Here is a 10354-nt window from a genome sequence, read left to right as displayed (position 1 = left end):
CCAGTTGATCGTCACGCTCCTGGAGCCCTATTTACAGCCCGATAATTATTAAAGATATTTGCGGGATGTTGTACTAGTGCATTAGGTTGCGGATACCCAGGGCGGAGAACTTGCTGAGAAGTCGGCCATCGCTGCGGGCGTGGCTGTGCGTCCGCGGGAACGGGAAGGATATCCGTCGCTGCGCCCCGCTCATGGCCCCGGATACTCCATTTGCAGGCGAACCCACTTGAGTCAAGGATGCCGCAGCGGCGGCAGGCTGGGCATTCGCGTCGCAGGCAGCCAAATCGGCCACCACTAGGCACATCAGCAACAACAGGCTCAGTGCACGCATGGATTCCTCAAATCTTCGAACTCGAAGCCCATACCATAGCGTTCTTGTGTGGCGGTATTGGGACGCTTTCGGTGGCAGGACGACATTAAGGGTCATCGGCTCTCGTGTCCTAGCAGGCGAGATTGGCTAATTGCGGAGGCGCGCGTCGTGTGCAACCTACATCAGAGTTAACGGTCCCTCCCGGCGTAGGCACCGGTCCCTGGCGGCGATCGCGATCGATGGGTGCGCACGCATCCACGCAGTCACCGCAGTGGCTTCCCTGCCGGCGAGCTCTTCGATCGGCTCTCGTCGCTCCATGTCGACGATAATCGTTCCATACTGGTGACCACGTGCGATCGCCCAGTCATCGATGCCGGCGACCCGTGGTCGTGGTTCGCGCTTGCGCCCAGAAGCTCTTCGCAACTCCCGCACGAAAGGATCCCGCACTTTGCCCTCGTCCGCCGCTGGCGCCTATCCACCTCCCATCGCTACCTTCAAACTAAACGAAAATTTGGTGCAACCGTCTCAGTGGCAGCGATTGCCCAGGGCGCCGCACCACTTACTCTGGCTTGACATTGGCTGCCTTTGCCACTTGCGTCCATGTAACGGTGTCTTGCTTGATCCGTTTCGCAAACTCCGCTGACGGAATTCCGCCGGGTTGTGCCCCCATGCTTGCCAGTCGCTCCTTGACGTCGGCGCTCTGCACGCTCTTCTGCACTTCGGACTGAAGCTTGGCAACCAGTTCCGGCGGCGTCCCCTTCGGTGCAGCGAGACCAAACAAGTTGGTCACGGCGTAATCTTTCAATCCAGCCTCGGTGAACGTCGGCACCTCAGGGAGTGTCGGCACACGGGCTGCACCAGTGACCGCCAGCGCCCGTGCCTTGCCGCCCTTGACCTGCGGAATCGCAGTGGGTGTCGCGGTAATCAGCAGATCGACATTTCCGGCAATAAGCCCCATCAATGCTTCGCCAGCGCCCTTGTAGGGAATGTGCGTCAGGGAGACGCCTGAGCTTTTCTCGAACACTTCTGCGGCCAGATGTGTCGAGCTCCCTGCGCCCCCGGAGCCAAAGTTGAGCTTGCCTGGGTTCTGCCTGGCGTATGCAATCAGTTGCTGCAGGTTCTTGAATTGCGATCCGGCAGGAACGATGATAATTACCGGCGTCTGCGCGATGGTGGTGACCGGCACCAGGTCACGCTCATGGTCCCATGGCAGGGTCTTGAAGAGTGACGGCAGCATCGTGTACGTGGTGTCATTCGCGAGCAGGGTGTAACCGTCTGGTGCGGCGCGCGCGACCTGCATGGTACCGATTGTCCCGCTGGCGCCCGGCTTGTTTTCGACAAAGAAGGATTTGCCAGTGCTTTCAGTCAGTTTCTGCGCGACCTGTCTGGCAACGAAATCGGTGGTGCCGCCGGCCGAGTACGGCACGACGATGCGCACCGGCTTGCTGGGCCAGGTCTCGGCATAGCCCGGCAGAGTGGCGCAGAGCATGGCGACGGTAGCGATCAGTCGGTTCAACATGGTTGTCTCCTTGGTGTGGCTTGTCGTTGTCCGGCGCCGGTAAGGCGGCGCCGAGGCGGTGCGGGTCATGGCGGGGCGACTGCCGTCGCCCGCGTCTTGTCGGGCGATGCATTGGGTGACGTCTCGCTCGTCGCAAGACCGCATCGTGGTTCTATTCGCGCGGAGGTTGCGGCACGTCGCGCTGCGGCGTGCCGTCATACGTCCACAGGAACTGCCGAGGGATCGGTCCCTTGTTGCGCCCGCCCTGGTTGGTCTGCTCCCATGCGTGCGCGAGAATGCCGACCGAGCGGGCGACGCGAGCTTTGCTTCTCGGGCGGCGCTGGCCATCTCCCGGCGAATCAGGTTGTAGGCGATCAGGGCGCCCCAGATTTCCTGGCATACCCCATCGACGGTTCGGCTGCGCAAGGTCAGCTCCATGCCGAGCATCGACTGCTTCAGTTCCCGGTAGCTCGTTTCGATCTGCCAGCGGCGCTCGTAACAGGCGACGATGTCAGCAGGTTTGAAGCGTCGGCGATCGAGCAGCGACGTCAGCAGAACTCCGCTACGTCCGCGTGCATCGCACCGGGAGATTTTTCGCCCAATCGCTTGACCTGATTGCTCGTGATTCGGCTGCCGTACTGACGCACGGTAATATTCTCAACCGCGAGGATGTGACTGGTGCGGCCGCGTACCAGTTGCATGCGTTTCCTGGCCAGGTCGCGGACGGCACGGTGCTGCGGCGGCAGGATGGTGCCCGTGGGAAGAATTCCCAACCGTAGCAGGTGGGCCAGGTAACGCGCATCGGTCTCATCCCCGCTGTGCTTGAGCCCGTCGTACTTCTTGATCGCCGTGGTGTTGGCCAGGTGCACCTGGAACCCTGCTTCCTGGAGGCCGTCGACAAGCCAGTACCAGTTGAACGTCGATTCGACTACGGCGCCGGCGAGTTCGTCTCGCCACGGGGCAAGAAAAAGCAGAATCTTCGTCAGATCGTTGGGCAGCCGCTTTTCCGCCATGACCCGGTCAGCTTCATCAATCATGGTGACTACGCTGTTGTTCGAATGCAAGTCAATGCCACTATATTCCATGTTGGCCTCCTTACGGGTAAAGCGGTTGAGCAAACATACTTTAACCCCGTCGCCCGCCAGGGCGGCGGGGGGGAGGCCCGCTAGATGATTTCCAAAACAGGTCGGACCGCGATTCGCAAAACCTGAAGAATAGTAAGAGCGTTCGGACCTATTCGGGACTTTGTGTACGAAACATATCATGAGAGGTAATAACCATTGCATCAGGTCCTGGACCTCGTTGGGGGTCATCGGCCCTTTGACCAACTCATCCAGCAAGCCATCAGGCAAAGTCGGCAGTGGCCCGCGGGTCCGCAGCCTGAGACGCCACCGTACGTTTCTTCTTCATCGGCATATTGCAAGGCCATCATCGAACGGGCGATGAACGCCGAGATGAGCAGGCTTGGGGATCAGAACAGGCTCAAAGCTGCCATCGCGGGGCAACTCGACCCGCACCGGGCCGCGCTCGGTGATCACGGTCTTGCCGCTGAGGCCGTTACGAGCATTGGACTGCTCGGCTGGCTTGGGCTCGCCCGGCTTATAGCCCAAATGCACCACGGCGCGAGCCGCACCACGAGCCGCAGCGAAACCCAGCGCCGCTTCGATTCCGGATTGCCTTTAGCCCTTTAGCTATAGGAAGCGCTTTGGTCCCAAGAAAGTAGAACGAAGCCTTGGATCATGGGTTGGGCCCTCGTTCACGACCGCCATGCATATGGCTGAAGACGCTGAAATCAGCGGGTAGTTTGTCGCTCTGTTGCAGGACCAGTCGTACAGCGGCATTCAGGTCGTGCCGGTTTCGCCTTGCCTGATGGCTGCTAGGTGAGCTAATCGGTCCAGGATGGTCAGCAACGTAGAATCATTCAACGACTGTTGGCGGGGCCTTTTTGTTGCAACAGTGACCAAGCCGGTCGAATTTGTAGGCTTTGTCTGCTTACACTCTCGAAAAATGATGCTCCATTAATTGGCTTACAGCTTCGCTGTTTAGATTCACGGCTGCTGGCATGGATATCGCTTGCAACAACAAATGGCCACCTCCACCACCGTCTTTGGTAGAACGGCGGCTTGTGGAAGCTAGATATTGCTCAAGATTAGACATTCCTGAAACAAAATTTCATATTCATAGAAATTCTCACACATGAGAATTTCTATGAATCAATTTAATATCATTGTGTCAGTAAGCGTTGCCGTCATCTTGATTGGTTCGGCCCAGCCTGCCTTGGCTGATGAGTATGTGTCCGAGCCAATAATGGGTTGGCACGGCTGGTGCTGCAATCTCCGGACGGGCCTCCTCCGGTTTGCTCTTAGAGAGCCCTAACAAAAGGATTTTGGAGGTCCGTTAAGACGGACTGCACAGCACGAATTCACGCGGACCTCCGAAGTTGGACTCCTGCGTTCTGACTGCGGAGTGCACTGATTTTGCGACTCAGTGTTGTGTTCGCTGTATTTGATAGGGTACGTGCGGCGGCGGCAAGTACCTGACTTCACGCTGGCGTGTCACCTTGCGGCCAAGCATCGACTGGCAAGGGGTGGGGTCGGCCCGCCCTTCTCACAGCCGATGAGGAGCGAAGAATGCCGCGCTTATTGCGGTGATTTGATGATTCGAACGAATCGATTTCGGAGTGCTTTCATCAAATGATCGATTCATGGGCGGATCACACGAATGCGTCGTATTCGCGCGATTCCTCGAGATTTTTATCAGTTGATGAAGTTACAGGTGCTGTGAAAAGGGCGTGCATTTCATCAAATCCAGGCGGGACGGCCCGTTTTTGCGCTGCAGAAATCCTGACCTCAAGTTCGGCCCGCGCACCCCCCATCCTCATGCTTCAAGGATTTTTCAATGCAGCACTTTCGCAACAGGACTGCAAAACAAGAAGACATAACATCCACCAAGGAGATATCCCATGGCGCTATTGAAACGCGCAGCGTGGTACGACATTGCCCGCACAACAAACTGGACGCCGACGTACGTCGCAGAGTCAGACCTCTTTCCGGAGGTCATGGCCGGGGCGCAGGGAGTGCCCCTGGAAGTCTGGGAAAGCTATGACGAGCCCTACAAGACTTCGTATGCGGAGTACGTGCGCATTCAGCGCGAAAAGGACGCCGGCGCCTACTCCGTGAAGGCCGCGCTGGAGCGCAGCCGCATGTTCGAAGACGCTGACCCCGGCTGGCTGTCGATCCTGAAGGCACACTATGGCGCCATCGCGCTCGGCGAATATGCGGCGATGAGCGCCGAGGCACGCATGGCCCGCTTCGGCCGAGCGCCGGGAATGCGCAATATGGCGACGTTCGGCATGCTCGACGAGAACCGCCACGGGCAGTTGCAGCTCTACTTCCCGCACGACTACTGCCCGAAGGACCGCCAGTTCGACTGGGCGCACAAGGCCTATCACACCAACGAGTGGGGCGCGATCGCCGCGCGCAGCACGTTCGACGACCTGTTCATGTCGCGAAGCGCGATCGAGATCGCCGTGATGCTGACGTTCGCCTTCGAAACCGGTTTCACCAACATGCAGTTCCTCGGCCTGGCGGCCGATGCCGCGGAAGCCGGCGACTTCACCTTCGCCAGCCTGATCTCGAGCATCCAAACGGACGAGTCGCGGCACGCGCAGATCGGCGGCCCCGCCCTGCAGATCCTGATCGCAAACAGGCGCAAGGAGCAGGCGCAGCAGCTCGTGGATGTGGCCATTGCTCGCGCATGGCGTCTGTTCTCCCTGCTGACCGGTACGTCAATGGACTATGCCACGCCGCTGCAGCATCGGAAAGAGTCCTTCAAGGAGTTCATGACGGAGTGGATCGTTGGCCAGTTCGAGCGTACGTTGATCGACCTCGGCCTCGACTTGCCATGGTTCTGGAACCAAATGATCAATGAGTTCGACAGCCAGCACCATGCCTACCAGATGGGCATCTGGTTCTGGCGCCCGACAGTCTGGTGGAACCCGGCCGCCGGCGTGACCCCGGACTGCCGTGATTGGCTTGAGGAAAAGTATCCCGGCTGGAACGACACGTTCGGCAAGGCCTGGGACGTCATCATCGACAACCTGCTCACGGGCAGGAAGGAGCTCACCGTCCCCGAGACGCTGCCCATCGTCTGCAACATGAGCCAATTGCCGATCTGCGCCGTGCCCGGCAATGGCTGGAACGTCAGAGATTTTCCGCTCGACTACAACGGCCGCACGTACCACTTCAACTCCGAAATCGACCGCTGGGTCTTTCAGCAGAATCCGGTGCGCTACCGCGACCACCTCACCCTGGTCGACCGTTTCCTCGCCGGGCACGTCCAGCCGACCGACCTGGGGGGCGCACTCCGGTACATGAACCTCGCCCCCGGCGAAATTGGCGACGACGCGCACCAGTACGCATGGGTAGAGGCCTACCGCTGCCAGCGCGAACAGAACAAGGCCGCCTGAGGCGGTCACCAGATGGAGGATGCCATGGCACTGTTTCCAGTGATTTCGAATTTTCAGTACGACTTCGTGCTGCAACTCGTCGCCGTTGATACAGAGAATTCGATGGACGAAGTTGCGGCGGCCGCCGCTCACCATTCAGTCGGCCGCCGTGTGGCACCCCAGCCCGGCAAGGTCGTCCGGGTGAGGCGCCAGGGGAGCGACCAGTTCTACCCCCGCAACACCAGGCTCGGCGACACCGATATTAAACCGATGGAGTCGCTCGAATTCATCTTTTGCGATGCATGAGGTCAACATGAATTTCCGGAAAGCCTCCACGCTCGATGAGCTGTGGGAGGGCGACATGGCTGAGGTGGAGGTAGACGGCCACATCATCGTGCTCGTCTGCCCCGAAGGTCGCGCGCCACGCGCTTTTCAGGGCATCTGTCCACACCAGGACATTCGGCTCGCAGAGGGAAAGCTCGACGGGCGCGTGCTGATGTGTCGGGCGCACCAGTGGACCTTTGATGCCAACACGGGCAAGGGCATCAACCCCGGCGGGTACCGTCTTACCGAGTATGCCGTCAAGGTTGATGGCGACGACATCCTCATCGCTGTCGATGGCATCGAGCCACTGTTCGCCAACTGCTGATATTGCACAGGAACCGATCATGAGCAGGGACCACAACACCGCTGAAGCATACCGAAACAACCGGGTCGGCCCCATCCTGCGCGCGAGCAGCATCACATCGGGCGTCATCGACGCCGCGCGGGAAGACAATCCGGGGAAGGAGATTCGCGTCGACGACAAGCTCGCATACGTGCGCATCGACACTGACGGCGAACTGATCCTGCGCCGGTCCACACTCGAAGATGCGCTAGGCCGCCCGTTCAGGATGTCCGAACTGGAGGTCAACCTCAGCTCCTTTGCGGGACGAATCGAGACTACGGACGACTACGTCCGCTTCTATTATGAAAAGACGCTGTAACCGGAGACGAGCATGACTACGCAACCCGACGTTCTCAAGCCGCTAAAAACCTGGAGCCACCTAGCCGCGCGCCGGCGCAAGCCGAGCGAGTATGAGATCGTCTCAACGAACCTTCACTACACGACCGACAACCCCGACGCGCCGTTCGAGCTCGATCCGAACTTTGAGATGGCGCAGTGGTTCAAGCGTCACCGCAACGCTTCGCCTCTGTCACACCCTGACTGGAATGCGTTCCGCGATCCCGACGAACTCGTCTACCGCACCTACAACATGTTGCAGGACGGGCAGGAAACCTATGTGTACGGTCTGCTCGACCAGTTTTCCGAACGCGGCCACGACTCCATGCTGGAGCGCTCCTGGACCGGTACGCTGGCGCGGCTGTACACCCCGGCGCGCTATCTGTTCCACGCGCTGCAAATGGGATCGGCCTACCTGACGCAGATGGCACCGGCGTCCACCATCTCGAACTGTGCCGCCTACCAGACCGCCGACTCGCTGCGGTGGCTCACCCACACCGCGTATCGCACGCGAGAGCTGTCTCAGACCTTCTCCGACGTGGGCTTTGGCACCGACGAGCGCAGGTACTGGGAGCAGGACCCGGCCTGGCAGGGCTGGCGCAAGCTAGTCGAACACGCGCTCGTGGCATGGGACTGGGCAGAGTGCTTCATCGCCTTCAGCCTGGTATTGCGGCCGGCGATGGAGGAAGCCGTCCTACGCGGGCTTGGCGAGGTGGCGCGCCACAACGGTGACACCCTGCTCGGCCTGCTGACTGACGCGCAGCTTGCCGACGCCCAGCGGCACCGGCGCTGGGCCGGCACGCTCGTCCGCATGGCCCTGGAGACGCCGGGCAATCGTGACGTGCTGGCCAGCTTGATCGCCCGGTGGGCGCCCCTCGCGGACGATGCGATCGGTGTCTACTGCGCGGCGTTGCCCGATGCGCCAAACGCGAAAGCCAGGGCCTGCGCGGCCGTGCGCGACTTCTGGGACAGCATCGGCCTGCCGGGTCTGTAACGCAGGATGTCCCGGGCGATACGACTCAACAGTCACATCGTAACCCTATGAAATACCAGATATCGACGTCGGGTCCATATATGCAGCGAAAGCACGATCACCCCCCTTTGCAAGGTGATGTCGCTGCGCCATGTGTCAGCGCCATAGACGAATTTGCGATCCAGAAAGGTCATCGCTACGCGACGGTCATCGTCGAGCCATCGAGCAAGCGAGTACTGTAGGTGGGCCACGGGCGCTCGCGAGACGACATCCGCCCGTTCTTCGAACTGCTCGGCGCTGAGGGATGTGCCAGGCTACGTGCAGCCGTCATGGACATGAACACCGCCTTCGATCTGGAGGTGCGCATGCATTGCCCGCAAGCCGAGGTAGTCTATGACCTGTTCCATGTGGTAGCCAAGTACGGACGGGAGGTCATCGACAGAGTTCGAGTGGACGAGGCGAGCCGTCTGGGCGGTGACCTGGTGGCTCGCAAGGTGGTGAAATCCTCGCGCTGGCTGCTGCTACGCAACCATCTGGCGGCCAACAAGGCGCTGATGACGGTCTACGTGTTCAAGGACGATCTCAAGGGTAAGCATGGAACTGTTGTCACTGATCCAGGCCAACGATCGCCCCCACTACGCAACACGCGGGCGGAAGCCAGAGAATTGCTATTCCGCGCGAATCTTCGCCTCCGCCACGATCTTGGCGGAGCGAACCATGTCCTCCTTCTGAAATCGCGCGAAGTCTTCCGGCGTGCCTGGCGACAGTAAGTAGCCTTGCTCGGCGAGGCGGGTGCGGAGATCCGACGCTAACGCTTCATTGACCGCAGCGTTAAGCCGCCTTGTCACGTCGGCTGGCAAATTCGACGGACCCCATAAGCCGTACCAGGAGTAGAACTCGTAGCCTGGCACAGTTTCAGCGACCGTGGGTACATCAGGCATCGAAGGCAGCCGATCCCTCGATGTCACGGCAACTACGCGGACCATGCCACTCTTGTGATACGACATGACACCTAGCACCGGGTCAATGAAGCCATCGATCGCGCCACCGATGAGATCCTGATAGGCGGGTGCAGAGCCTTTATAGAAGAACCGCTCGACCATGTTCAGCCACGATGCCGAGGTGGGCGTGAAGTGCATGTTGAAGCGCGGATGCTTGGCCAGCCACTCCTGCACGGCGGGATGCTTGTGCGTGGCGTAGTTGTCCGCAATCAGATGCAGCGTCCTGTCCTTCGGGGTCTTGCGGTCGATCTTGCGCAGGAACTTCAATCATTCGGTATGGCGGTGACGCTGCTGGCACTGCGCGATGACCTGGCCGTCGAGCACATTGAGTGCGGCAAACAATGTGGTCGTGCCGTGGCGTTTGTAGTCGTGCGTCATCGTGGCCGCACGTCCCTTCTTCAGTGGCAAGCCGGGCTGGGTGCGGTCCAGCGCCTGCACCTGGCTCTTCTCGTCCCAGCAAAGCACCAGCGCATGCTCGGGCGGCGACATGTACAGCCCTACGATGTCTCGAGCTTCTCGACGAACTTCGGATCGCGCGAAACCTTGAAGCCGCTCACAACGTGGGGCCTCAAGCCATTAGCACGCCAGTGGCGCGAGGCGCTGGCGGCGCTGACACCCAACTCGGCGGCCATCTTGCACGTGCTCCAGTGCGTGGCCGCTTCGGGCTTGCTCTGCGTCGTCAGCTCCACCAGCCGGGCCACATCCACCTTGAGCGGCGGCGCGCCCCGTGGAAGATCATGCTCAATGCCCGCTAGCCGCGTGTGCATAGCGCTCGCGCCGACGCGAGACCTGGACCTGCCCCACGCCTACTTGCACAGCGATGTCCTGTTCTCCATCCCCTCAGCGGCCAGCAGCACGATGCGTGCACGCTGCAAGTTGCACACTGGTGAGCCTAGAGCGAACCAGCCCCGTCAATTCTTCGCGTTCTTCGCCCGGTAAGCACTATCTCCAGGGCAACTCGCATCAGGCGCTCCACTCTGCTTCGTCAGCAGCAACGTTAGAGCAAGAACTTCAATATAAGTTCCGTCAAGAATGCAACGCTACACTAGATACTATGAAGGGCCGCGGAAGTAAGCCCCCTGGAGTAAAACGAGGATTCGGAGTCTCGTTTCTCAAGGAGCA

The 10354-nt window shown here is 60.1% G+C and carries 7 protein-coding genes and 6 pseudogenes; 6 read left to right on the top strand and 7 right to left on the bottom strand.

Features of this window, described 5'->3' with window-relative positions:
* Positions 1-869: 869 nt before the first annotated feature.
* The 5 genes and pseudogenes from J8I82_RS36370 to J8I82_RS39810 form a co-directional block, all read right to left on the bottom strand.
* Positions 870-1829, bottom strand: a complete 960-nt coding sequence (locus tag J8I82_RS36370) for a Bug family tripartite tricarboxylate transporter substrate binding protein (protein ID WP_209765258.1) — start codon at positions 1827-1829, stop codon at positions 870-872.
* 151 nt (positions 1830-1980) lie between these two features.
* Positions 1981-2124: pseudogene (locus J8I82_RS38810) on the bottom strand (citryl-CoA lyase); the annotation flags it as partial.
* A 104-nt stretch (positions 2125-2228) separates the two neighbouring features.
* Positions 2229-2399 (bottom strand): annotated as a pseudogene (locus J8I82_RS39815) (transposase); the annotation flags it as partial.
* Positions 2384-2893: pseudogene (locus J8I82_RS36360) on the bottom strand (IS110 family transposase); the annotation flags it as partial. The pseudogenes J8I82_RS36360 and J8I82_RS39815, both read right to left, overlap by 16 nt.
* A 342-nt stretch (positions 2894-3235) precedes the next feature.
* Positions 3236-3475, bottom strand: a pseudogene (locus tag J8I82_RS39810) (transposase); the annotation flags it as partial.
* A gap of 1295 nt (positions 3476-4770) precedes the next feature.
* Here J8I82_RS39810 and J8I82_RS36350 point away from each other — a divergent pair.
* From J8I82_RS36350 to J8I82_RS36325, 6 genes and pseudogenes are all read left to right on the top strand, one after another.
* Positions 4771-6276: a ferritin family protein gene (locus tag J8I82_RS36350; protein WP_209765256.1), complete on the top strand. Its 1506-nt coding sequence runs from the start codon at positions 4771-4773 to the stop codon at positions 6274-6276.
* Between the two features lie 24 nt (positions 6277-6300).
* Entirely contained in the window at positions 6301-6561 is a 261-nt protein-coding gene (locus J8I82_RS36345) for a toluene-4-monooxygenase system B family protein (protein WP_209765248.1), read from the top strand.
* A 7-nt stretch (positions 6562-6568) separates the two neighbouring features.
* Entirely contained in the window at positions 6569-6904 is a 336-nt protein-coding gene (locus J8I82_RS36340) for a monooxygenase system ferredoxin subunit (RefSeq protein WP_209765246.1), read from the top strand.
* Between the two features lie 19 nt (positions 6905-6923).
* The gene (locus tag J8I82_RS36335) at positions 6924-7241 is read left to right on the top strand and encodes an MmoB/DmpM family protein (RefSeq protein WP_209765244.1); all 318 of its coding nucleotides are present in this window, start codon (positions 6924-6926) and stop codon (positions 7239-7241) included.
* A gap of 12 nt (positions 7242-7253) precedes the next feature.
* Positions 7254-8252, top strand: a complete 999-nt coding sequence (locus J8I82_RS36330; RefSeq protein WP_209765242.1) for an aromatic/alkene monooxygenase hydroxylase subunit beta — start codon at positions 7254-7256, stop codon at positions 8250-8252.
* Between the two features lie 140 nt (positions 8253-8392).
* Positions 8393-8818 (top strand): annotated as a pseudogene (locus tag J8I82_RS36325) (transposase); the annotation flags it as partial.
* A gap of 81 nt (positions 8819-8899) precedes the next feature.
* On the opposite strand, the gene J8I82_RS36320 reads toward J8I82_RS36325, so the two are convergent.
* Together J8I82_RS36320 and J8I82_RS38805 are read right to left on the bottom strand one after the other, a co-directional pair.
* The gene (locus tag J8I82_RS36320) at positions 8900-9334 is read right to left on the bottom strand and encodes a Bug family tripartite tricarboxylate transporter substrate binding protein (RefSeq protein WP_431831613.1); all 435 of its coding nucleotides are present in this window, start codon (positions 9332-9334) and stop codon (positions 8900-8902) included.
* Positions 9317-10196: pseudogene (locus tag J8I82_RS38805) on the bottom strand (IS630 family transposase); the annotation flags it as partial. The gene J8I82_RS36320 and the pseudogene J8I82_RS38805, both read right to left, overlap by 18 nt.
* Between the last annotated feature and the right edge of the window lie 158 nt (positions 10197-10354).

The sequence above is a fragment of the Cupriavidus consociatus genome (genome assembly GCF_017814975.1).
Classification (GTDB): domain Bacteria; phylum Pseudomonadota; class Gammaproteobacteria; order Burkholderiales; family Burkholderiaceae; genus Cupriavidus; species Cupriavidus consociatus.
Note: the sequence above shows the minus strand (reverse complement) of the source record. Positions and strands in the feature narration are given on the sequence as shown.